Annotated in this window: 19 protein-coding genes; 18 read left to right on the top strand and 1 reads right to left on the bottom strand. The window is 69.1% G+C overall.

Features of this window, described 5'->3' with window-relative positions:
- Window positions 1-80: 80 nt before the first annotated feature.
- The 16 genes from AB0M51_RS42065 (at window position 81) to AB0M51_RS41990 (ending at window position 18,679) form a co-directional block, all read left to right on the top strand.
- A complete protein-coding gene (locus tag AB0M51_RS42065) occupies window positions 81-2,138 on the top strand; it encodes a hydantoinase/oxoprolinase family protein (RefSeq protein WP_363754537.1) in 2,058 nt (685 codons plus the stop codon).
- 10 nt (window positions 2,139-2,148) lie between these two features.
- Window positions 2,149-4,071 (top strand): hydantoinase B/oxoprolinase family protein, encoded by a 1,923-nt coding sequence (locus tag AB0M51_RS42060; RefSeq protein WP_363754535.1) that lies wholly within the window; start codon window positions 2,149-2,151, stop codon window positions 4,069-4,071.
- A gap of 19 nt (window positions 4,072-4,090) precedes the next feature.
- Entirely contained in the window at window positions 4,091-4,351 is a 261-nt protein-coding gene (locus AB0M51_RS42055) for a hypothetical protein (protein WP_363754533.1), read from the top strand.
- Window positions 4,352-4,353: 2 nt separating this feature from the next.
- A complete protein-coding gene (locus AB0M51_RS42050) occupies window positions 4,354-5,919 on the top strand; it encodes an AMP-binding protein (RefSeq protein WP_363754531.1) in 1,566 nt (521 codons plus the stop codon).
- A gap of 151 nt (window positions 5,920-6,070) precedes the next feature.
- Window positions 6,071-7,558, top strand: coding sequence for an aldehyde dehydrogenase family protein (locus AB0M51_RS42045; protein ID WP_363754529.1), 1,488 nt, complete (start codon window positions 6,071-6,073; stop codon window positions 7,556-7,558).
- Complete coding sequence (locus AB0M51_RS42040; RefSeq protein ID WP_363754527.1) at window positions 7,555-8,229, top strand: nitroreductase; 675 nt, start codon at window positions 7,555-7,557, stop codon at window positions 8,227-8,229. Before AB0M51_RS42045 ends, AB0M51_RS42040 begins: the two co-directional genes overlap by 4 nt.
- Window positions 8,230-8,251: 22 nt before the next feature.
- Window positions 8,252-8,956 (top strand): hypothetical protein, encoded by a 705-nt coding sequence (locus tag AB0M51_RS42035; protein ID WP_363754525.1) that lies wholly within the window; start codon window positions 8,252-8,254, stop codon window positions 8,954-8,956.
- Window positions 8,953-9,975, top strand: coding sequence for an MBL fold metallo-hydrolase (locus tag AB0M51_RS42030; RefSeq protein ID WP_363754523.1), 1,023 nt, complete (start codon window positions 8,953-8,955; stop codon window positions 9,973-9,975). Before AB0M51_RS42035 ends, AB0M51_RS42030 begins: the two co-directional genes overlap by 4 nt.
- Window positions 9,976-9,981: 6 nt before the next feature.
- Entirely contained in the window at window positions 9,982-11,667 is a 1,686-nt protein-coding gene (locus AB0M51_RS42025) for a CoA-transferase (RefSeq protein ID WP_363754521.1), read from the top strand.
- Window positions 11,664-12,839, top strand: a complete 1,176-nt coding sequence (locus AB0M51_RS42020) for an acyl-CoA dehydrogenase family protein (protein ID WP_363754519.1) — start codon at window positions 11,664-11,666, stop codon at window positions 12,837-12,839. The genes AB0M51_RS42025 and AB0M51_RS42020 overlap by 4 nt, the downstream gene beginning before the upstream one ends.
- A 14-nt stretch (window positions 12,840-12,853) precedes the next feature.
- A complete protein-coding gene (locus AB0M51_RS42015; RefSeq protein WP_363754517.1) occupies window positions 12,854-13,648 on the top strand; it encodes an enoyl-CoA hydratase/isomerase family protein in 795 nt (264 codons plus the stop codon).
- A 14-nt stretch (window positions 13,649-13,662) separates the two neighbouring features.
- A complete protein-coding gene (locus AB0M51_RS42010) occupies window positions 13,663-14,823 on the top strand; it encodes an acyl-CoA dehydrogenase family protein (RefSeq protein WP_363754515.1) in 1,161 nt (386 codons plus the stop codon).
- Window positions 14,820-15,560, top strand: a complete 741-nt coding sequence (gene fabG / locus AB0M51_RS42005; RefSeq protein WP_363754513.1) for a 3-oxoacyl-ACP reductase FabG — start codon at window positions 14,820-14,822, stop codon at window positions 15,558-15,560. The genes AB0M51_RS42010 and fabG overlap by 4 nt, the downstream gene beginning before the upstream one ends.
- Entirely contained in the window at window positions 15,544-16,362 is an 819-nt protein-coding gene (locus AB0M51_RS42000; protein WP_363754511.1) for a MaoC family dehydratase N-terminal domain-containing protein, read from the top strand. The genes fabG and AB0M51_RS42000 overlap by 17 nt, the downstream gene beginning before the upstream one ends.
- Window positions 16,359-17,561 carry an acetyl-CoA C-acetyltransferase gene (locus AB0M51_RS41995; protein WP_363754509.1) on the top strand — a complete coding sequence of 401 codons (1,203 nt, stop codon included), beginning with the start codon at window positions 16,359-16,361 and terminating at the stop codon, window positions 17,559-17,561. Before AB0M51_RS42000 ends, AB0M51_RS41995 begins: the two co-directional genes overlap by 4 nt.
- Window positions 17,562-17,575: 14 nt before the next feature.
- Complete coding sequence (locus AB0M51_RS41990; protein WP_363754507.1) at window positions 17,576-18,679, top strand: CaiB/BaiF CoA-transferase family protein; 1,104 nt, start codon at window positions 17,576-17,578, stop codon at window positions 18,677-18,679.
- Window positions 18,680-18,684: 5 nt separating this feature from the next.
- On the opposite strand, the gene AB0M51_RS41985 is transcribed toward AB0M51_RS41990, so the two are convergent.
- Window positions 18,685-19,878: a CaiB/BaiF CoA-transferase family protein gene (locus AB0M51_RS41985; protein ID WP_363754505.1), complete on the bottom strand. Its 1,194-nt coding sequence runs from the start codon at window positions 19,876-19,878 to the stop codon at window positions 18,685-18,687.
- A gap of 185 nt (window positions 19,879-20,063) precedes the next feature.
- On the opposite strand from AB0M51_RS41985, the gene AB0M51_RS41980 reads away from it, so the two are divergent.
- Both AB0M51_RS41980 and AB0M51_RS41975 read left to right on the top strand, forming a co-directional pair.
- Window positions 20,064-21,182 carry a CaiB/BaiF CoA-transferase family protein gene (locus AB0M51_RS41980; RefSeq protein ID WP_363754503.1) on the top strand — a complete coding sequence of 373 codons (1,119 nt, stop codon included), beginning with the start codon at window positions 20,064-20,066 and terminating at the stop codon, window positions 21,180-21,182.
- A 16-nt stretch (window positions 21,183-21,198) separates the two neighbouring features.
- Complete coding sequence (locus AB0M51_RS41975; protein WP_363754501.1) at window positions 21,199-22,431, top strand: acetyl-CoA hydrolase/transferase C-terminal domain-containing protein; 1,233 nt, start codon at window positions 21,199-21,201, stop codon at window positions 22,429-22,431.
- Window positions 22,432-22,446: the final 15 nt, after the last annotated feature.

Raw genomic sequence — 22,446 nt, 5'->3', positions numbered from 1 at the left:
TGCCGAGGCCTTGCCGGGCATCCTCGCGTATGACATATTTTATAAAAGTTGTGGTGACCTGGAGCACAGGGAGGCGTTCCGTGATCACGGACCCAGGATGGATCGTCGGGATCGACGTCGGTGGCACGTTCACCGACATCATCGGCCTGAACCGCGAGACCGGTGAGGTCCGCGACGGCAAGGTGCTGTCCACTCTCCAGCAGGAGGAAGGCGTGCTGGAGAGCATCGCCGCGATCGGTGTCGCGATCCCCGAGGTCGCCGAGATCGTGCACGGGCACACCGTCGGTATCAACGCACTACTCAGCCGGACCGGCGTACGGACCGGTCTGATCGCGACCCGCGGGCACCGGGACCTGCTGGACATCGGGCGGATGCACCGCGAGTTCGGCGACAGGTTCTACGACCCGACCTGGTTACGTCCGCACCAGGAACGCCCGATCGTGCCGCGGGAGCTGCGCTTCGGCGTACCCGAAAGACTTCGGTACGACGGGTCCGAGCTGCTACCGCTCGACGAGGACGCAGTTCGTGACGCCGCCCGTGAGCTGGCCCGTCAGGACGCGAAGGCGGTGGCGGTCTGCCTGCTGAACTCGTACGCGAACCCGGATCACGAACGCAGGGCGGCCGCGATCGTCGCCGAAGAACTGCCCGGCGCCTACATCCAGACGTCGGCGCTCTACCCGGTGACCAAGGAGCACGAGCGCACCACGACGGTCGCCCTCGACGCGTATGTCGGTCCCGCCGTCAACGGGTACCTGAACCGGCTGATGGACCGCCTCGCGGAGCGCGAGTACGGCGGGACGCTGTGGATCATGATGATGAACGGCGGCATCGCCAGCTTCGCCGACGCCTGCCGGAACCCGGTGTTCCAGCTCGTGTCCGGACCGGTCGGCGGCGCCAGCGGCAGCGTCAAGCTGGCCAACGAGTCCAGCTCGTCGAACCTGCTCACCATCGACGTCGGCGGTACGAGCACCGACGTCGCGGCGATCCGGGGCGGCAAGACTCCGCTGACCGACACGTGGACGCTGGAGACCGGTCTCACGCTGACGATGCCGTTGGTCGACGTACAGAGCATCGGGTCAGGAGCGGGCAGCCTGATCCGGCCGAACGCGCTCGGCAACGTGGCGGTCGGACCGGCGTCGGCCGGATCGAACCCTGGTCCGGTCTGCTACCGGCGCGGCGGCACCGAGCCGACGCTGACCGACGCTTGTGCGGCGCTCGGGATCCTGCAGCCGGACCTGTTCGCGAACGGCGCGATCCAGCTGGACGTCGACGCGTCACTCGACGCACTGGAGAAAACCGGCCGGCAGTGGGGCCTGTCGGCGATCGAGCTGGCGTCGTCGGCGTACGAGGTGGCCTGCCAGGACATCGCCGCGAAGGTGCGGACGATCTCGGTCTACCGCGGCCTCGACGTCCGTGAGTTCGCGCTCCAGCCTTCGGGCTCGGCCGGTCCGATGCTCGCCGACCGGGTCGGGCAGATCCTCGGCCTGGATCGGGTGATCGTGCCGCGCAGCCCGGGGCAGTTCTCGGCGCTGGGACTGCTCCGGAGTGACCTGATGGTCACCCGCGCGCAGTCGATCATGACCCCCTTGGCGCCGGGGGACGCGGACGCGATCGAGGCCGCGTTCGTGACGCTGCAGGACCGGATCCGCGACGAGCTGAAGAGCCAGGGCGCGGACGTCGACCGGCTCCGCTTCGAGCGCGCGATCTTCGCGATGTACCGCGGCCAGACCTGGGACAACCGGCTGCCGATCCACGCCGACACGATCACGGCGGACCTGGTGAACGACCTGATCCCCGCGTTCCACACGTTCTACCAGGAGTCGTACGGATTCGCCGCGCCGGAGATCCCGGTGGTGGTGTCGACGGTCGAGGTGACCGCGATCATCCCACGGCAGCACGGCAAGGCCGCCCTCGCCCCGGAAGCAGGAGATGCGTTCCTGCGCAAGGCGCAGCTGACCCTGCCGGGCACGACCGAGCCCGTGGAGGTGCCGATCTACGTCCGCGAACGGCTCGGCCCGCACGAGCGGGTCGCCGGGCCGGCGCTGGTTGCCGAGAAGTTCGCCACCACCGTCGTCCTGCCGGGCCGGATGGCCTTCGTGGACGACGACCTGAACCTGATCATCGACCCGCAGAGCTGAGGAACCGGTCATGACCATCACCACCCCTGACACCGACGGCGCGGCCGTCGACGTCGAGCTCGACATCCTCCGCTACGGCCTGATCGAGGTCGCCCGCGAGATGCTCGACTCCCTGATGCGCAGTGCGTTCTCGCCGATCTGCCGCGACATCCTCGACTGCACCGTGGTCATCCACATGCGCACCGAGGAAGGCTGGGAGGTCGCGGCGCTGTGGGAGGGCTGCATGCAGCACGCGTTCGTCGCGCCGCACATCGCGAACTTCGTGATGGACGACTGGGACGTCGACCAGATGCAGCCCGGCGACGTCATCTTCACCAACGACCCGTGGCGCGGTTCGCTGCACCAGGCCGATGTCAACCTGTTCCGGCCGGTGTTCGTCGACGGCCGGGTCGAGTTCCTCGTCCAGTCGACGTCGCACCTGGTCGATCTCGGCGGTCCGATCCCGGGCGGCTTCTCGAACGGCGCGCAGACGCACTTCGAGGAGCAGCTCAAGTTGCCGCCGACACTGCTGTACGCGAACGACGTACCGGTGCGTCCGACGTTCAACTTCCTGCTGGAGAACAACCGGGTCCCGCAGCTGGTACTCGGAGATCTGCGAGCGTTGCACGGCTGCCTGGTCGTCGGCGAGCGGCAGCTGCAGGACCTGATCGCCCGCGGCGGTCTGGACAAGGTCCGCGCGGCGGCGCGGTACGCGATCGACGCGACCGAGGCGAGCATGCGCCGAGGGATCGCGAGCATCCCGGACGGTGACTACACCGCCGAGGACTTCCTGGACGAGGACGGCGTCACGAGCGATCCGATCCCGGTCAACGTGACGGTGAAGGTCCGTGGTGACTCGATGGAGATCGACTTCTCCGGCTCCGGACGTCAGCCGTTGGGCAACTGCGGTACGGCGTGGTGCGAAGCGGGCCGCTGTATCGAGGCCGTGAAGCTGATGGTCGACCCAACCACTCCGGTGAACAGCGGGACGCTGCGGCCCATCGACGTACTGCTTCCGGCCGGGAGCGTGGTCCAGGTCCTGCCGCCGTCGAGTTGCTCGAGTCACGCCGACATCGGACCGCGGGCGATCAACGTGGTGACGCAGGCGCTGAGCCAGGCCGTGGAGGAGACGTTCGCTCCCGACACCGGGACCGCGTTGTACGTGGGCTTCGGAGGGATCGACACGCGGCCGGGGCACGAGGGCACGCCATGGGGCGCGTACGGGCTGGCCGGAGGCGGCTGGGGCGGCACCTGGAAGGAGGACGGTATCTCGTTCTGCGTCGTACCGATCGGGAACTGCCGTACGTCGGTGCAGGAGCATGTGGAGATCGAGAGCCCGCTCGTCGTCGTTCAGCACGAGATCGTCATCGACACCGCCGGAGCCGGGAAGTTCCGCGGCGGTCTCGGCTCGGTGTACTCGATCCTGGCCGAGTCGGACACGATCGTGACCGTCGTCGCCGACCGGCTGCGCCGCGGGGCGCCGGGGTCGAACGGCGGCGGCGCGGGTACCTCGGCGTACGGCTGGTACATCTCGGACTTCGACCTTGCCCGGCACGGGGATCCGCTCGATCTGCGGGGTGCGGAGCCGCTGTTCGGGATGTTCGACGCCGACGGCCGGCCGGACCCCAACGACGGTGAGTTCGGCCGCGGCGCGCGCTACCAGACCGGCAAGTTCTCGGGGCTGTACCTGAAGGCGGGCGACGGACTGCGGTTCATCATCGGCGGTGGCGGCGGTTGGGGCGATCCGCTCACCCGCGACCCCGAGCGAGTGATCGCCGACGTCCGCAACGGGCTCGTCAGCCCGGAGACCGCCGAACTGGCGTACGGCGTCGTGCTCACCGACGGCGCCCTCGACCGGAAAGCGACCGGGGACCGGCGCGCCGAACTGTCCGAGCGTCGCGCGGCAGGCACCTGGGACGTGCCGATCGCCGCACCGTCGTCGTGGATCCTCTGACCTCACCAGGAGACTTCTCATGTCTGTCGATCGTCTGCTCTTCCCGCGGCCGGAAACCGAACGCGTGCATGTCGAGCGCACCCCGGTCAACGCGGAATGCCCGTCCTGCGGGAGCCGGAACGTGGCGCGCTACCCGGTCGCGAACTACCTCGGACCACGGATGGTCGTGAAGTGTCAGGACTGCTTCACGCACCTGTCGGTGACCCGTCCGGCGCCGGAGGACAACTGGCCGGCCTGGCGTTCCCCGGCGCGTGACTGGCCCGCGTCCCGGGTCGGTTGATCATGCGTGACGTCGTACCACTGGGCCGGATGTACGCGGCCGGCTTCGAGACCTTCCCCGGCCGCCCGGCCGTCCGCGACGCGTTGACGACGTACACCTATGCCGAGCTCGGTGAACGGGTACGGCGGCTCGCCTCGGCGCTGCGCGGGCTGGGCCTCGGCAAGGGCGACCGGGTCGTCATCGTCTCGAACAACAGCACCGAATGGGCGCTGATCGAACGCGCGGTGGCGATCGGTGGATTCGTCCGCGTCGCGCTGCTGCCCCGGCTGCATCCGGCCGAGTTGCAGCAGATAGCGACCGACGCGGATCCGGCGCTGGTGTTCGCCGACGCCGACTGGCTCCAGGCCAACGGGCAGGCGTGGACGCCCTCGCGGGTGGTCGCGATCGGAACCGGCTCGGCACTGCGGGACCTGATCCCGTTCGAGGAGCTGCTTGCCGCCGGCAAGGACGAGGAGGCGCCGCTCCCGGCCGGGGACGATCTGGCGGCGATCCTGTACACGTCCGGGTCGACGGGTCTGCCCAAGGGCGTGCAGCTTACCCACGGCAACGCGGGCGCGCGCGTTCGCGGCATTCTGCACGAGCTGCCGTCGATGGGTTCCGGCGACGTCGCCGTACACACCGCGCCGATCAGCCACTTCAGCGGTGGAATCGGTGAGGCGGTCGCGGCGGTGGGCGGTCTGAACATCCTCGAGCCCGGCTTCGACGCGGCCCGGGTCGCCGACCAGGCGTCGTCGGGGGAGATCACCGTCCTCCCGCTGGTGCCGACGATGATCACGATGCTGCTCGAGGAGCTCGAACGCCGCGGCGCGCCGACCGGGCGGGTCGGCAACGTCAAGATCGTCCCGTACGCCGGCTCCGCGATCCAGCCCGATCGCGCCGCGAAGGCCCGCGAGTACTTCGGCACGGCGATGCAGCAGCTGTACGGCGCCAGCGAGGCGCAGATGCCGATCGCCGCCTTGGCGCCCGAGGATCATGTTGCCGACCTCAACGATCGGGGACTGCCGCGCCTGGCGTCGGCCGGGCGGCCCACGGAGTATGTCGAGCTCACGATCGTGGACGCGGAACGCCGGCCGGTGCCACCGGGGGAGACCGGCGAGATCGCGACCCGCGGTGCCCATGTCGGGCCGGGGTACTGGCGTAACGACGAGGCGACCGCGGAGACCTTCCAGGACGGCTGGTGCTACACCGGCGACGTCGGGTACGTCGACGAGAACGGGTACCTGTTCATTCTCGACCGGCGCAAGGACATGATCATCACCGGTGGATTCAACGTCTATCCGCGGGAGATCGAGAACGTGGTGTCCACGATGCCAGGCGTCCGTGAGGTCGCTGTGCTCGGCGCTCCGGATCCGCGCTGGGGTGAAGCGATCACCGCGATCGTCTCGGCGGTGCCCGGGAGCGATGTGACGGCGGATTCCGTCGTTGCGTTCTGTCGTGAGCGGCTCGGCGGCTACAAGGTGCCCAAGCGGGTGATCCTCGTCGACGAGTTGCCCAAGGGTGCGACCGGCAAGATCAACAAGGTCCAGCTGCGCGAGCAGTTGTGGGCCGGTCACGAACGTCGCGTCTGAGGTCTTGGCGGCGCGCTGCCTTGCGCCGCGCGCTGTCGCGGCGCAGGCCATGTACGTGCTGGAGCTGCTCGGGATCACGGCGTGCGACCACCGACGCGTTGAGACGTGTAGTATAAAATATGTTGACAGGTAGCCAGGCGGAGGAGACGAGATGACGAAGGCCGAGGTCGCCGGGGTCGTCGTGTCCCACCTCGACAAGATCTTTCTCGGGGGGAGCTGGGTCGGCGGCCAGGGCGGGCGACAGGCGATCCTTTCGCCGTCGACAGGGCGGCCGATCGCGGAGGTTTCGCTGCCGAGCGCCACGCAGGCGACCGCCGCCGTCGGGACCGCGCACGAACATGGCTTGCGGTACTGGGCCCGCACCTCGGTAGCGGATCGTGTTGCCTTCGTTCGCCGGATGTGCGAACTGCTCGAAGCGCGACTCCCCGAGCTTGGCCGGCTGTGGGCGGCGGAGGCCGGAATGGCCGTCCGGTACAGCAGGACCTTGCACAAGTTCGGCGCTGCCGGCGCTTGGAGCGCCTCGCTGGCAGTAGCCGAGGAAGCGCTTGCCGACCAGTGGCACAAAGGCCCGATGGGCGACGTCCTGGTACGGCGGGAACCGGTCGGAGTGGTGGTCGGCGTGATGGCGTACAACGGCCCGCTCGTCACCCTCGCGACGAAGATCATTCCCGCTCTACTGGCCGGCTGCCCGGTCGTCGTCAAGGCGGCGCCCGAGTCGCAACTCGTCCTCAGAATCGTTGCCGAGTGCGCCGAAGAGGCCGCGCTGCCGCCCGGCACGCTCTCGATCCTGTGCGGAGACGCCGAACTCGGTCGGGTGATGACGGCCGACGAGCGTGTCGACCTCGTGTCGCTCACCGGCGGACAGCGCGCCGCGCAGGACATCATCAGTGCCACCGCGCCGCGGTTCGCCCGCACGCACCTCGAGCTCGGCGGCAAATCGGCCGCGCTGATCCTGCCCGACGCGGACCTCGACCATGCCCTGCGCTCGCTGACTCCGGGCGCCACCAGCGGCACCGGCCAGGTGTGCGCCCTGCTGACCAGGATTCTCGTTCCGCAGAGCCGGTACGACGAGACCGTCGAGGCATTGCGTGCCGCGTGGAGCCGGCTGATCGTCGGTGATCCGCTCGATCCGGAGACGCACCTCGGTCCGCTCGCCAACGCAGCGGCGTACGACCGGACCGAACGCTTCCTCGCGCAGGCCATCGACGAGGGCGGCGAGGTTCTCGTCGGTGGGCGCAGACCGCCCGGCCTCGACGCCGGCTGGTACTTCGAACCGACCATCGTCGGGAACGTCCGCCGGGACTCGTACCTGGCCAGGAACGAGGTCTTCGGACCGATCACCGCGGTCATGACGTACGACGACCTCGACGACGGCATCGCGCTCGCGAACGACACGACGTACGGCCTCGCCGCCTCGGTCTACACGCGCGACCGGGCGGCCGGTCTCGAGTGTGCGAGCCGGATCGTCACGGGATCGGTCGGCGTGAATGCCTTCGGACCGGATGTGACAGCGCCGTGGGGAGGCCGGAAGGGCTCCGGTTGGGGGCGCGAAGGCGGGGCCGAAGGCATTCACGAGTTCACCGAGTTGAAGCAGATCGTGCTCGGCCCGGGACTCGACGACCAGGGAGCTGCCCGATGAGTACTGCGGCGGCGTTCGACGAGATCATGCGGTCCCGCTGGAGTTGCCGCGCCTATCTCGATCAAGAGTTGCCTGAGGGACTGATCCACCAGATCTTCGCGACCGCGCAGCGGACCGCCTCCTGGTGCAACACCCAGCCCTGGCGTACGTATTTCTTGACCGGTGCGGCGACGAAGCGCTTCGCCGCGAGCCTCGTCGACCACGTCCGGGACCACCAGCCCGCTTCCGACCTGGCCAGGCCCGAGCGGTACGTCGGCGTCTACCGCGACCGCCGCCGCCAGGCCGGATTCCAGCTCTACGCCAGCCTCGGTGTCGATCGCGAGAACCTGGACGCCCGCGCCGCGCAGCACCTGCGCAACTACGAGTTCTTCGGCGCACCGCATGTCGCCGTCGTCACCACGGACCGCGACCAGGCGACCTACGGTGCGATCGACTGCGGCGCGTACGTCGCCAACGTCATGAACGCCGCGACCAGCCTGGGCATCGCAACGATCCCGCAGGCCGCGATCGCGATGTACTCCGGCCACGTCCGCGCCTTTCTCGAACTGCCCGACGACCGGCAGGTCGTGTGCGCGATCAGCTTCGGCTACCCGGATCCCGACCACCCCGCGAACAGCTTCCGGACCAGCCGCGGCGATCCGGACCAGGCCGTCACCTATCTGAACAGCTGACCCCCCAGAAAGGCTTCTTCCGATGACCTCGAACCGCCACCTGTTCCTGGCCTACTCGACGTACACGAGCGACCGTGCGACCTTCGACCGGTGGTACGACGAGGAGCACATCCCGCAGGTGATGGACACCACCGGGATGGTCGGCGCACAGCGGTTCGTGCTGTCCGAGACGAAACCGCTCCCCGGCGTGCTGCCGATTGATCTCGGTCACCTGGCGTTGTACGAGCTGGACCGTGAGCCGACGGACTTCCGTGAGGAGGTCAAGCAGATGCTGATGTCCGGCGCGATGGTCCTGCCGGACTTCATGGTCCAGCCGTTCAAGGCGTTGTTCCTGCAGCCGGTGAGCGACGAGTTTCACGGAAACGCCTGGGACCCGGACGGGCTGGACGAGCGGCACCTGTTCTTCGCGTGGAGCCGGCACACCACCGACGAGTCCACGTTCGAGAAGTGGTACGACGAAGAGCATATTCCGCAGGTGATGTCGGCCCCCGGGATGCTGCGCGCCCAGCGCTTCCGGATGGGCGCGACCAAGCCGCTCCCGGGCGTGGAGGTGCCGGACCTCGGTCATCTGGCGTTGTACGAGCTCCGCGGCAGCCTCGAAGGCTTCCGGGCCGAGGTGAAGCGGATGCTGATGTCGGGAGAGATGGTGCTGCCGGACTACATGGTCCAGCCGTTCGGCGCGACCTTCATGGCGCCGGCCGCCCGGTGGTCGCCGGCGGGACGATGACGGCCGGCTGGTGGGAGCCGGGTGCGTGCGAGGTTGTTCCCGGCGTCCATCGGGTCCCGTTGCCGTTGCCGCTCGACGGCCTCCGAGCCGTCAACGTGTACGTCATCGAGGAGACGGACGGTCTGTGCCTGATCGACGGCGGCTGGGCTCTCGAGATCTCCGAACGTGAGCTGACGATCGCCCTCAAGTCGATCGGCTACGGCCTGGGTGACATCCGCCGCTTCCTCGTGACGCACGTGCATCGCGACCATTTCACCCAAGCCGTCGTCCTGCGGGATCGGCTGGGCGCACAGGTCGGCCTCGGCGCCGGCGAGCGTGAGTCGCTCGTCTTGATCCGGGAGCAGGAGCCCGGCCGGCCCCAGTTGCGTGGGCTGGAGCGCGCCGGTGCGGAGCCACTCCTTGCGGCGTGGCGGGAGTGGATGCGCAACGAAGTACGGGATCTGAGCATCTGGTCGGATCCCGACGTCTGGCTGGAGGACCGCGAGACGGTCGTGGTGGGGGAGCGGGAACTCGAAGTGATCGCGACCCCCGGCCACACCCAGGGGCACGTGGTGTTCGCGGATGCCCGGCACGGGGTGCTGTTCGCCGGCGATCACGTGCTGCCGCACATCACCCCGTCGGTGGGGTTCGAACCCGTGGCCGCGGACCTTCCGCTCGGCGACTACCTCCGGTCGTTGGCAAAGGTACGAAGGTTGCCGGACCTCCAGTTGCTTCCGGCTCACGGGTCGACCGGCGGTAGCTTGCACGAGCGCGTCGACGAACTGCTCGAACATCACCGGCAGCGGTTGTCGCTGTGTGCCGGCCTCCTAAACCTCCGGGGCCGAACGGCGTACGAGATCGCCGCCGACATGCCGTGGACCTCGCGGAGTCGCTCGCTCGCTGAGCTGGACGCCTTCAACTCGACGCTGGCCGTGCTGGAGGCGGCGGCGCACCTCGACGTCCTGGTCGCGCGAGGGGAGGCCTCTTCCCGGATCGACGGGAATATTATATATTATTCCTCGATACCCCAGGAGAGGTGAGGACCGGTGGCTGTGGAGTTCTGCTCCCTCACGGAGGCGGTCGAGCGGCACGTCCGTCCCGGGGACGCGCTCAACGTCGTCCTGGGCCACAGCCGCTGGAGCGCGTTGCTGCGTGAGGTGGTACGGCAGCACTGGCAGCAACCGTCGGGGTTCACGCTGCAGATGGCCAGCCTGTCGTCGCTCGGTGCGGTGCTGTTCCGGGCCGGCTGTGTGCGCAAGGTGGTCACCGTGTACTCGGGCGACTCGTTCCCGACCTTCACGCCGAATCCGGTCTTCCAGCAGGCGTACGAATCCGGCGCGGTCGAGGTGGAGAACTGGTCGTTCCTGACGTACATCCAGCGGCTCCGCGCCGCGGCGACCGGCATGCCCGCGGCGGTCACCACGTCGGTCCGCGGCTCGTCGATGGCCGCGCAGGACGCCTACGACGAGGTCGACACCGCGTTCGGCCGGGTCTCGCTGGTGGAGCCACTGGTGCCGGACGTCGCGATCCTGCACTCCGCGGTCGCCGATCGGCTCGGCAACCTCGCGATCGCGCCGCCGATGTTCGAGGGATCCGTGGCGGCGTTCGCGGCCCGGCGCGGGGTGCTGGCGACAGTCGAGAAGGTCGTCGACGACCTGCGCCCGTGGGCCGGTCTGGTCCGTGTGCCGGCACACCGGGTCCTTGCGGTCGTGGAGTGTCCGTACGGCGCGCATCCCGGCGGGGTGTACCCGGGTGGCCTCCCGGTGGACGGGTACGACGAGGACCGCGAGTACTGGATCGAAGTACGTGAAGCGAGTCGCCGCGCGGACTTCGACGACTGGATCAAGGAGTGGATTCTCGGTCCCGCGACCCAGGACGAGTACCTGGCCAAGCTGGGCCGCACCCGCCTCCGGGCGCTGTCCGCGGCCGCGGGCGGCCGGCGCCCGGAGCAGCCGGCTATCGATCCCGCGCCCGCGACGACCGTGGGTGAACGTGCCGCGGTATGGGCCGCCGGCCAGCTGGTCGACCGGATCCGCGACCTCGGCGCCGACACGGTACTGGCCGGGGCAGGCCTGGCCAACCTCGCCGCGTGGGCCGGCGTGGCGAGGGCCCACGACCAGGGAATGCCGGTCGTTCTCGCGGCCGAGCTGGGGCTGTGGGACTACAGCCCGGTCGACGCGGACCCGATGATCTTCAGCTTCCACAACTTCCCGACCGCCCGGATGCTGATGGACACCGAGCAGATCCTCGGCGTCCTGGTGAACGGTCCGGGGTCGTGCGCGATCGCCTGCGTCGGCGCGGCCGAACTCGACCGGCACGGCAACATCAACACGACCCGCATCGAGGGTGGACCGTACCTGGTCGGCTCGGGCGGCGGGAACGACGTGATCACGAACGCCGACGAAACGCTGGTGGTCACGACGATGAGCCCGCGGCGCTTCGTCGACCGGTGCTCGTACGTCACCAGTCCCGGCGATCGGGTGCGGACGGTCGTGACCGATGCCGGTGTCCTGACCAAGCGCGACGGCGAGCTCGTCCTGACCCACGTGACACCGGAGTACGGCGATGTTGCCGCAGGCATCGAATTCGCCAGGTCCAGGTGCGGCTGGGAGCTCGCCGTACATCCCGAGGTGGCGTTGCTGCCCGAGGTCACCGGTGCGGACGCCGTACCGCTGCGCAACTACGACCGGAACGGCGTGTTCCTCGGACGCGCCGGTGGAGGAGCATCATGAGCACGGTGGACGACGAGACGTTCGCGGAGGTCGTCGAGCAGGTCCGGACGTTTGTCCTGAAGGACGTCGTGCCGCGCGAGCGGGAGATCGCCGACACCGACGCGATCCCGGACGACCTGCGGCGTACGGCGGCGGGGATGGGACTGTTCGGGTACGCGATCCCGGCGGAGTACGGCGGGCTCGGGCTGCACATCGCGCAGGACGTCGAGCTGGCGTTCGTGTTCGGGTACACCGCGCTGTCCTTCCGGTCGTTGTTCGGCACGAACAACGGGATCGCCGGACAGGTCCTCGTCGGCTACGGCACCGAAGAGCAGAAGCAGACCTGGCTGCCGAAGCTGGCGTCCGGCGACTGCGTCGCGTCGTTCGCGCTGACCGAGCCGGAGGCCGGGTCGGATCCGTCCGGGATGCGGTCGACCGCGCGCAAGGTGGACGGCGGCTGGGTGATCAACGGCAACAAACGGTTCATCACCAACGCGCCGCTGGCCGGGCTGTTCGTGGTGTTCGCCAAGGTCATGCCGGACGAGGGCAAGAAGCCGCGGATCGCGGTCTTCCTGGTGCCCGCCGGTACGCCGGGACTCGCCGTCGGACCAAAGGACAAGAAGATGGGCCAGGAGGGCGCGTCGACGTCCGAGCTGACCTTCACCGACGTCCGGGTCGGCGACGACGCGTTGATCAGCGGCGACGTCGACACCGGGTTCCGCGCGGCGATGTCGGTCCTGGCCCGCGGCCGGGTGCACATCTCCGCGCTCGCCGTCGGGCTGGCCGAACGGGCGCTGGAGGAGTCGGTCCGGTACGCCGCGGACAACCGGCAGGGCGGCGTACCCATCGGGGACCAGCAACTCGTGCAGGCGATGCTCGCCGAGCAGAAGTCGCTGGTGATGGCGGGTAAGGCGATGGTTCGGGAGACCGCCCGCCGGTACCTGTCCGGGGAGGACCGGCGATTGGCGCCGTCGGCAACCAAGCTGTTCTGTACGGAGATGGCGGGCCGGGTCGCGGATCTGGCGGTCCAGGTGCACGGCGGCAGTGGGTACATGCGCGAGATGCCTGTCGAACGCATCTACCGCGACGCCCGGCTGCTGCGGCTCTACGAGGGCACCAGCGAGATTCAGAAACTCATCGTCGGCCGCGAACTGGTCCGCCGGGTCCGCGCCGGCGAGTCCGTGCTCGACTGAACGGAGTACTCCAGATGTCCCGATATGACCGCTTTCCGAACCTCCGCGTCGACGGCCCCGACAGCAACGGTGTGGTGGAGCTCGTGTTCGACACCCCGCCGATGAACCAGGTGTCCGAGGCCGCGCACGGCGAGCTGGCCGCGATCTGGCGTGAGTTCGACGCCGACCCGGCCGTCCGCGCGGTCCTGATCCGGGGCGAGGGCCGGGCGTTCTCGGCCGGCGGATCGTTCGATCTGGTGCAGCGGCTGATCGACGACTACGACGCCCGGACCCGGACGATGGTCGAGGCGCGCGACCTGGTCTACAACGTGATCGACTGCGCCAAGCCGATCGTGTCCGCGATCCACGGCCCGGCCGTCGGCGCCGGACTCGTCGCGGGCATGCTGGCCGACATCTCGGTGGTCAGCCGGACCGCCAACATCATCGACGGGCACACCCGGCTCGGCGTGGCCGCGGGCGATCATGCCGCGATCTGCTGGCCGCTGCTGTGCGGGATGGCGAAGGCGAAGTACTACCTGATGACCTGCCGCCCGCTGAGCGGCGAGGAGGCCGAGCAGATCGGTCTGGTCTCGCTCTGCGTGGACGAGGACGAGCTGCTGACGACGGCCCGCGAGGTCGCGACCGAGCTGGCCCTGGGGGCGACCGGAGCGCTGCGGTGGACGAAGCAGTCGCTGAACAACTGGTACCGGCAGGTCGCCGGGTCCATCTTCGACGCGTCGCTGGCGCTGGAGTTCTACGGCTTCGGCGGACCCGATGTGCGCGAAGGGCTCGCGTCGCACCGCGAACGCCGTACGCCGAGCTTCGAGTGAGAGGAACTGGAACAGTGAGCGGACTGAGCGACGACGAACGCGAGATCGTCGACCTGGTGGCGGCGTTCGTCGACAAGAAGGTGCGCGGTCACGTCCGCGAGCTGGAGGCGGCTGACGAGTACCCGGAGCAGTGGATCGCGGAGATGAAGGAGATGGGGGTCTACGGACTCCTGATTCCCACCGAGTACGGCGGTATCGACGTCTCCACGGAATGCTTCGCCCGGGTCACCGAGGAACTCGCCCGCGGCTGGATGAGTCTGGCCGGCGCGATGGGAGGCCACTCGGTGATCACGTACCTGATCCGGACGTTCGGCACGGACGAGCAGAAGACGACGCACCTGCCGCGGATGGCGAGCGGGGAGCTGCGCGCCACAATGGCACTGACCGAGCCCGGCGGCGGCAGCGACCTGCAGGCGATGCGCACGGTCGCGACATCCGACGGTTCGTCGTACGTCGTGAACGGCACGAAGACCTGGATCTCGAACGCGCGCCGGTCCGGCCTCATCGGCTTGTTGTGTATCACCGATCCGGACGCCGAGCCGTCGCACCAGGGAATGAGCGTGATCCTGGTCGAGAACGACGACCAGGTGCAGATCTCGAAGGACATCCCGAAGCTCGGTTACAAGGGTGTCGAGGCGTGCGAGGTGGTGTTCGAGGACGTTCACGTGCCGATGTCGGCGGTGCTGGGAGGCGTACCGAACCTGGGCTGGAAGCACATGATGCGCGGACTGGAGGTCGGCCGGATCCAGGTCGCGTCGCGCGCTCTCGGGGTCGGGCAGGCCGCTCTCGACGCCGCGCTGGAGTACGCACAGGTGCGGGAGTCGTTCGGCAAGCCGATCTGGAAGCACCAGTCGATCGGCAACTACCTGGCCGACATGGCCACCAAGCTGCATGCGGCCCGGCTGCTGACCGCCGACGCTGCCCGCCGGCTCGACGAAGGACTACGTGCCGACGTCGAGGCCGGGATGGCGAAGCTGTTCGCGTCCGAGACCGCGATGGAGATCGCGATCGACGCCATGCGGGTGCACGGCGGGTACGGGTTCTCCAAGGAGTACGACGTGGAGCGGTTCTTCCGCGACGCCCCGCTGATGATTCTCGGCGAGGGCACCAACGAGATCCAGCGCAACGTGATCGCCGCGCAACTGGTGGCCCGGGCGAAGGGGACGCAACGATGAGCCTGCTCGGCAACCGCGCCGCGGTGGTCACCGGGGGTGCTCGCGGAATCGGTCTGGCGATCGCGACCGCGTTCCGCCGCGAGGGTGCCCGCGTGGTGATCGCCGACCTGGACAAGGCCGCGCTCGAGGCCGCACACGCGGAGCTGGGCGGTGGTGACGACGTCACGACGGTGGTCAGCGACGTGACCCGGGCCGACGACGTCGAGCGGATGATCGCGACGGCCACCGATCGGTACGGCGCCCTCGACGTGATGGTCAACAACGCCGGCATCACGAGGGACGCGACCATGCGGAGGATGTCGGAGGACGACTTCGACCAGGTGATCGCCGTCCATCTGAAGGGTTGCTGGCACGGCACCCGGGCCGCGGCGGCGGTGATGCGCGAACAGCGGCGGGGATCGATCGTGAACATCTCGTCGCTGTCCGGGAAGGTCGGGGTGGCGGGGCAGACGAACTATTCCGCGGCAAAGGCCGGGATCGTGGGTCTGACCAAGGCCGCGGCGAAGGAGGTCGCGTACCTCGGTGTCCGGGTGAACGCGATCCAGCCCGGCCTGATCCGTTCCGCGATGACCGAGGCGATGCCGCAGAAGGTCTGGGACCAGAAGCTGAGCGAGATCCCGATGCTGCGCGCGGGCGAACCGGCCGAGGTCGCGTCGGTGGCGTTGTTCCTCGCGTCCGACCTGTCGTCGTACCTGACCGGCACCGTCCTGGAGGTCACCGGTGGCCGCTTCATGTGAGGTCGACCTGGAACGGGTCCGCGGATTGCAACTCCTGCTCGATCCGGACGGTACGCCGTTGCGGGTCGGCGATCCGCTACCGCCGCTGTGGCACTGGGCGGCGCTGCCGCGGTGGGCCGATCCGGCGGGCACCGGCGCGGACGGGCACCCGCTGCGTCCCGATGCGTTGGCCGGGGTCACCGCCGTACGACGGATGTTTGCCGGGGGACAGGTGTGGTTCGCCGACGATCCGGTGCGGATCGGCGATCGGGTCACCGTCAGTACCGAGGTCGGCGAGGTGACGACGAAGTCGGGGCGGTCGGGCGAGTTCGTACTGGCGTCCTTCGAGACCGTGGTGGCGAAGGACGGCCAGGTGCTGCTTCGAGAGCGGCAGGACGTCGTCTACACCGATCCACGGCCGGGCCCGGCCGGTGCGCCGAGCGGACCGTTGCCGGTGGTCGGCAGGCCGTTCGTTGCGCTCGGCAACGGGAGTGCCGAGCTGCGGACCGACCCGTCCGTCCTGCTGCGGTTCAGCGCGCTCACGGCGAACGCGCATCGCATCCACTACGACCTCGCCTACGCACAGCAGATCGAGAAGCTGCCGGGGCTCCTGGTGCACGGTCCGCTGATGAGCCTGGCGCTCGTCCAACTGACCGCGGGCCGGGCCGTCCGGCGGATCACCCACCGGAGCCTGAGTCCGCTGTACTGCGGGCAGCTCGCGCGCCTGCACGCGACGGAGTCGGACGGCGTCGTCACCGCGGAGATCACCGGCCCCGGCGACCCCGCGGTCAAGTGCCGCGTAACCATCGAGGAGCAGTCATGAGACGCGCAGCGATCGTCAGTCCACTCCGTACGCCGGTCGGCGGGTTCGGCGGCGGGCTCCGCGACGTCCCCGTGGAGGATCTGGCCGCGACTGTCGTCCGCCAGGTCGTGGACTCGTCCGGCGTGGATCCGGCGCGGATCGACGACGTGGTCTTCGCCCAGTCCTACGCGAATTCCGAAGTACCGTGCGTCGGCCGGTGGGTGGCGCTGCACGCGGGCCTTCCGGTCGAGGTGCCCGGGATGCAGCTGGACCGGCGGTGCGGGGGAGGGCTGCAGGCGCTGATCACCGCCGCGATGATGGTGCAGACCGGCGCGGCGGACGTCGTACTGGCCGGTGGCGTCGAGTCGATGAGCCGGATCGAGTACTACTCGACCACGACGCGTTGGGGAGCCCGCTCGGGCACGGTGTCGCTGTACGACCGGCTCGATCGCGGACGCGAACGGTCACAGCCGGAGGCTCGCTTCGGGCACATCTCGGGGATGGTGGAGACCGCGGAGAACCTGGCCCGGGAGTACGGCATCACGCGCGCGGCCGCCGACGCGTATGCCGCCCGCAGCCATCAGCGCGCCGCAGCGGCCTGGGACGCGGGGCGGTTCGCCGACGAGGTCGTACCCGTCCAGGTCCCGCAGCGGCGTGGCGACCCGGTGATCATCGACCGTGACGAAGGTGTCCGCCCGGACAGTACACCGGAAACGCTGGCGCGACTGCGGACACTGATGCCCGACGGCACGGTCACCGCGGGGAACGCGAGTCAGCAGAACGACGCGGCCGCCGCCTGTCTTGTCGTCGCTGAAGAGGCGCTCGGCGACCTCGAGCCGCTCGGCTTCCTGGACCGCTGGGCCGCGGCCGGATGCGATCCCGCACGGATGGGCATCGGTCCCGTGCCCGCAGTGGAGAAGGTCGCGGCCCGCCAAGGCATCACGGCTGCCAAGCTCCTCGACGATCAGGATCTGGTGGAGCTCAACGAAGCGTTCGCCGTGCAGGTGCTGGCGGTGCTCGAAGGCTGGAGCTGGCGTGATCACGACCGGCTGAATGTGAACGGATCGGGCATCTCGCTCGGCCATCCGATCGGCGCGACCGGTGTCCGGATGGTCACCACGATGCTTCACGAACTGCGGCGGCGTGGTGGCGACAGCGCCCTGGCAACCATGTGCATCGGTGGCGGGCAGGGTCTCGCCGCCACCTTCCGCAGTAGCTGAACGGAGACGATGACGTGACAGATGAAGGAGCCGGGCCGCTCGCCGGGCTGCGGGTGGTCGAGCTGGGCGCCGTAGGCCCTGGACCGCACGCGGCGATGATCCTCGCGGATCTCGGCGCCGACGTGGTCCGCATCGATCGGCCGGGCGGCAGCCAGCTCGGCCGGCCGGACGCGTCCGATCCGATGCTGCGCGGCCGCCGCCGTGTCGATGCCGACCTCAAGACTGTCGAGGGCCTGGAGATCCTGCGGAAGCTGATCACGCAGGCCGACGTGCTGCTGGAGGGATACCGGCCGGGCGTCGCCGAGCGCCTCGGGGTGGGCCCGGACGACCTGCTCGCGATCAACCCCCGGCTGGTCTACGCGCGAGCAACCGGCTGGGGCCAGACCGGGGCGATGGCGAGCCGGGCCGGGCACGACATGAACTACATGTCGCTGATCGGTGCGTTGCATGCGCTCGGACCGGCGGACGAGTGCCCGCCGCCTCCGTTGAACCTGATCGGCGATTACGGCGGCGGATCAATGCTCCTCCTGGCCGGCGTCCTCGCGGCGTCCTGGAACGTCGCCCGGACGGGCAAGGGACAAGTGGTCGACGCGGCGATGGTCGACGGCGTGACGTTGCTGTCGCAGAAGATCTGGTCGTGGCTGGCCCAGGACCTGTGGACCGACGCTCGCGCGGCGAACTTCATCGACGGCGGCTCGCCCTGGTACCGGACCTATCGGTGCGGTGACGGCAAGTTCATGGCGGTCTGCGCGATCGAGCCGCAGTTCTACGCGGACCTCCTGACCGGCCTGGAACTGGACGCGGCCGACCTGCCCCCGCAGCGTGACCCGGCAAGCTTCCCGGTGCTCGCCGAGACCTTCGAGAAGGCGTTCGCGACCAGGACCCGCGACGAGTGGGCAGCAGTCTTCGAGCAACTCGACGCCTGCACGACCCCGGTCCTGTCCTGGACCGAGGCCGCCCAGAACCGCTACCTGCTCGATCGCGAGACCATCGTCGTTCGGAACGGCGTACCGCAGTCCGGGGTAGCGCCGCGCTTCTCCCGCACACCGGGCCGGGTGCCCGCACCGATGCAGGCCCCGATCCCGGTGGACGACGTACTCGCAAGCTGGACAGCGTAGGGGGATCACGAATCGGTGAACAAGATGCCCGCGGCAACCAGTTCCGCGACCCGGGACTCGTCGTACACCTCGGTGGCGACCTCTCGGCTGTGCTCGCCGACGCGCGGGGCCTTGGCTTCGCGGACCGGGCGGCGGCCGTTGAAGCGCCACGGCGGGCGCATCAGCGACAGGCCGTCACTCTCCGGCTCGATCAGCTCGTGCCACTGGGTCTGCGGGTGGTCGGCGTACCCGCCGATGGTCAGTACCGGCGCGAACGGCACGTCGTGATCGGTGAGGATCTTGTCCCACTCCTGGAAGGTTCGCCGGAGGAATTCGGGTTCGACGATCGGCACCAGTTCGGCGTAGTGCGCGGTCCGCAGGTTGTATGTCGTGAATCGCGGGTCGTCGATCAGCTCGGGCCGGCCGATCGCGCGGGCGAACCCTTGCCAGAACTTCTGCGACGACGACAGGTGCACGGCCAGGTACTCGCCACTCGCCGTCCGGACGCAGAAGTTCTGCGCCTGCGGATGACGGCTCTGCCGGCTGGGGTCGCGATGCCCGTCCTCGAAGTACTGCGTGAAGTTGTCGATCGTCACCGTACTGATCGCCTCCATGATGGAGGTCTGCAGATACTGACCTTGACGGCTGGTGTCGCGAGCCACCAGCGCGGCCATGACTCCGAGCGCGGTGCTGATCGCGGTCACGACATCCCCGAGGATAACGCCGGACAGCTGGGGAGCGCCCTCGTCCGCGAGCAGCGAGTACGTGCCGCCGAAGGCCTGCCCGATGGTGTCGTACGCCGGACGTCCGGCCAGCGGTCCGCCTTCGCCGAAGCCGGTGAGGGAGGTGTAGACCAGGTCGGGCTTGAGCGCGAGACATTCCTCCGGGCCGAGACCGAGCGCGGCGAGCTTCCCCGGGCGCAGGTTCTCCAGGACGACGTCGAACCTCGGCACCAGGTGCTTGACCAGGCGCACCCCGTCCGGCTGCTTGAGATCGACGGCCAGGCTCCGTTTGCCGGCGTTGTACTGGATGAAGTACGGACTTCGGTCGTTCTGCGAGCGCCGGAAGTCGTCGCCGGCCTCGGGCTTCTCGACCTTCACCACGTCGGCACCCAGCGCACACAGCAGGGACGTCGCGTACGGGCCGGCGATGTAGCCGCCGAGCTCCATGATCCTGATGTCGCGCAGCGGTTTGTCCGGCATCGCGTCCTCGACCTCCACAACATTCAGTAAATATATAATATATGAGAATGATTGACTATCGGGGGTGGCGTCAAGGACTTGGTAGCTTGACGTGCATTATATATTTTGTACAGTAGTGTTATGGACTACGCACGGCTCTTCATCGACGGCGTACACCGAGTTCGACAAGCGGACCCGCGGCAAAGCCGTGATCGAGTTCTGACATGACGGGACCACTGAGCGGGGTTCGTGTGGTGGTGCTGGCGGGAATGGGGCCGGTTCCGTTCCTTTCGATGCTGCTGTCGGACATGGGGGCCGAGGTCGTGCGGGTGTTGCGGCCGGACAACCGTCCGCGGCGGGCCTTGAGCCAGACCGTCGGTCTCCGCGAGGAGACCGACGTGGTGAACCGCGGTGTCGGCAGCGTGGCACTCGACCTCAAGGACCCGGACAGCGTCGAGGCGCTGCTCGACGTACTGGCAACTGCCGATGTGTTCGTCGAGGGGTACCGCCCAGGCGTGGTGGAGCGCCTCGGTCTCGGGCCGGAGGTGGTGCTGGACCGGAATCCACGGATCGTCTACGCGCGGCTGAGCGGGTACGGCCAGAGTGGTGCGCTGGCACATCAGGCGGGGCACGACATCAACTACGTCGCGCAGGCCGGCGCGCTGCATGCGATGGCGCGGCAGGGCGAAGTGCCACGGCCGCCCATCAACCTGCTCGGCGACTACGCGGGCGGCGGCACGATGGCGGCGTTCGGCGTCGTCGCGGCGCTGTTCGAGACCGCTCGTTCCGGGTATGGGCAGGTCGTTGACGCGGCGATGGTCGACGGGGTCGCGCTGTTGACGGCCCGGTTGCAAGGACTGCGGGCGGCCGACCTGTTCAGTGATGTTGCCGGGACCAACTACATCGACTCCGGCGCACCCTTCTACGAGGTCTACCGGTGCCGCGACGGCGGATACGTCGCGGTCGGCGCGCTGGAGCCGGAGTTCTACCGGGAGTTCGTCAAACGACTGGGCGTCGACACGACCGGCTGGCCCGAGCAGAACGATCGCGAGCAGTGGCCGGAACTCCGGCAGTTGATCGCCGCCGCGTTGGCGCTGCGGACCCGCGAGGAGTGGGCCCAGGTGTACGAGGGTACGGACGCGTGCGTCACACCGGTCCTGACCTTCGACGAGGCGGCGGAACATCCGCACAATCGGGCTCGCGAGCTCTACACGCAGTACGACGGGGTACTGCATCCGGCGTCCGCGCCACGCCTCAGTCGGACACCGGCGGCCTGTCCGCGGCCCGCGGGTCGCCGGCACGAGGACCTCCAAGCCCTGCGTCGCACCTGGGCGCCCGCGTGATCTCGGGAGATGCAGCATGACGGAGTTCGACATCGCCGGCTATCTCAGGCCTGGTGATCTGGTCGTCATCGGTCAGGCGGTGGCCGAGCCGCCGGGACTGGTCCGGCAACTGATCGCGGCCGCGGAGTCGGTCGAGGGGCTGACCGCGTTCTGCGGCTACACGTTGAGCCCGGCGTGGAAGGAGATCGGTCCGGCAGGTCCGCGCGTCCTGGCGTACGCCGCTCACGGTGCCCTCAGATCGCTGGCTGCCAAGGGGATGCTGGACGTGCTCCCGTGGCACCTGAGCGCCGTCGAACCGAACATCGTGTCCGGCCGGTTGCCGGTCGACGTCGTTCTGCTGCAGGTCGGGCCGAAGGACGACCAGGGCTTCTACAACCTCGGCGCGACTGTCGACTACGCGGGGATCGCCGCGGAGCGGGCCCGGGTGGTGCTGGTCGAGGTCAACCCGAACATGCCGCGGACCCGCTCGGACCGCCGGCTGCCCGCTGCCCTCGTGACGGCCGAGATCTCGTCGAGCGAGGAACTCGCCGGTTCGCCCGCACGGCCCGCCAACGCGGTCGAACGCGGCGTCGCGCACCAAGTGGCGTCGGTGATCCCGTCCGGCGCGACCGTGCAGCTCGGGGCGAGCGCCCTCGCGGACGAGGTCGCGCGCGAGCTGCACTCGCGGCGTGGCCTGCGGGTGCGCTCCGGCCTGGTCGGTGACTGGCTGGTGGACCTGTACGCCGCGGGCGCGATGGCGCCGGGTCCGGACACCTCGGTGATCGGGATGGCGCTCGGCACGCGGCGGCTGTACGACTTCGTCGGTGACTCGGACCTGGTCCGCTTCGCGCCGACCCAGGACCTGGTGGATCCGGTGGCGATGCGTGCCTGCGATCCGTACGTGGCGGTGAACTCGGCGATCGAGGTCGACCTGAGCGGCGCGATCAACTCGGAGGTCGTCGCCGGCCGGTATGTCGGGGCCGTCGGTGGGCAGGTCGACTTCTTCCGTGCGACCCGGCAGAGCGCGTCCGGACTGGCGATCGTCGCACTGGCCGCGACGCACCCGAGCGGGGAGAGCCGGATCGTGCCTGCGCTGAGCGGTCCGGTCACGTCGCTGAAGAGCGACATCGACCTGGTGATCACCGAGTGGGGGATCGCGGACCTGCGGGCCGCCTCGCTCGCCGAGCGGGCCGCGCGGCTGATCGCGGTCGCGGCGCCCGAGCACCGGGCCGCGTTGGCGTCCGGACCCCTTGCGTTTGCCAATAGATAATATATTATGTATGGA

Origin of the sequence: Kribbella sp. NPDC051137 (assembly GCF_040682535.1) — a bacterium.
Classification (GTDB): Bacteria; Actinomycetota; Actinomycetes; order Propionibacteriales; family Kribbellaceae; genus Kribbella; species Kribbella karoonensis.
The sequence above is the reverse complement of the archived record's forward strand: the minus strand, read 5'-3'. Positions and strand labels throughout refer to the sequence as shown.

Excerpts from the sequence above, each read along its gene's own strand:
- AB0M51_RS42045 (WP_363754529.1), top strand. The coding sequence starts at position 6,071 with ATGACGAAGGCCGAGGTCGCCGGGGTCGTCGTGTCCCACCTCGACAAG.
- AB0M51_RS42050 (WP_363754531.1), top strand. The coding sequence starts at position 4,354 with ATGCGTGACGTCGTACCACTGGGCCGGATGTACGCGGCCGGCTTCGAG.
- AB0M51_RS42015 (WP_363754517.1), top strand. The coding sequence starts at position 12,854 with ATGTCCCGATATGACCGCTTTCCGAACCTCCGCGTCGACGGCCCCGAC.
- AB0M51_RS41975 (WP_363754501.1), top strand. The coding sequence starts at position 21,199 with ATGACGGAGTTCGACATCGCCGGCTATCTCAGGCCTGGTGATCTGGTC.
- AB0M51_RS42020 (WP_363754519.1), top strand. The coding sequence starts at position 11,664 with ATGAGCACGGTGGACGACGAGACGTTCGCGGAGGTCGTCGAGCAGGTC.
- AB0M51_RS42060 (WP_363754535.1), top strand. The coding sequence starts at position 2,149 with ATGACCATCACCACCCCTGACACCGACGGCGCGGCCGTCGACGTCGAG.
- AB0M51_RS42055 (WP_363754533.1), top strand. The coding sequence starts at position 4,091 with ATGTCTGTCGATCGTCTGCTCTTCCCGCGGCCGGAAACCGAACGCGTG.
- AB0M51_RS42040 (WP_363754527.1), top strand. The coding sequence starts at position 7,555 with ATGAGTACTGCGGCGGCGTTCGACGAGATCATGCGGTCCCGCTGGAGT.
- AB0M51_RS42030 (WP_363754523.1), top strand. The coding sequence starts at position 8,953 with ATGACGGCCGGCTGGTGGGAGCCGGGTGCGTGCGAGGTTGTTCCCGGC.
- AB0M51_RS42035 (WP_363754525.1), top strand. The coding sequence starts at position 8,252 with ATGACCTCGAACCGCCACCTGTTCCTGGCCTACTCGACGTACACGAGC.
- AB0M51_RS41995 (WP_363754509.1), top strand. The coding sequence starts at position 16,359 with ATGAGACGCGCAGCGATCGTCAGTCCACTCCGTACGCCGGTCGGCGGG.
- AB0M51_RS41980 (WP_363754503.1), top strand. The coding sequence starts at position 20,064 with ATGACGGGACCACTGAGCGGGGTTCGTGTGGTGGTGCTGGCGGGAATG.
- fabG (WP_363754513.1), top strand. The coding sequence starts at position 14,820 with ATGAGCCTGCTCGGCAACCGCGCCGCGGTGGTCACCGGGGGTGCTCGC.